Here is a 281-nt window from a genome sequence, read left to right as displayed (position 1 = left end):
GTAACAGAATGGCCGAAAACAAACAGCAGTACAGGTGTTGATTTAGGGATAAAAGACTTCGCAATCCTTTCAGATGGAACGAAGTATAAGAATCATCGCTATTTTAAGTCCTTGGAGAAAAAGTTAGTAATGGCTCAACAAATACTGTCAAGACGTGTAATTGGTTCAAAGAACTGGCTTAAACAAAAAATAAAAGTTGCTCGCATTCACGAAAAAATTGAAAACAAGCGTACAGATTTCTTACATAAGACCTCTACCGCCATCATCAAAAACCACGATGT

The 281-nt window shown here is 36.7% G+C and carries 1 protein-coding gene; it reads left to right on the top strand.

Features of this window, described 5'->3' with window-relative positions; all coding sequences use genetic code 11:
- On the top strand, nucleotides 1–281 hold a 281-nt coding region (locus SAZ04_RS21840; RefSeq protein WP_332699626.1), incomplete at both ends, for a transposase.

Source organism: Halalkalibacter lacteus (genome assembly GCF_036663595.1).
GTDB lineage: Bacteria > Bacillota > Bacilli > Bacillales > Bacillaceae_D > Halalkalibacter > Halalkalibacter lacteus.
The sequence above is the reverse complement of the archived record's forward strand: the minus strand, read 5'-3'. Positions and strand labels throughout refer to the sequence as shown.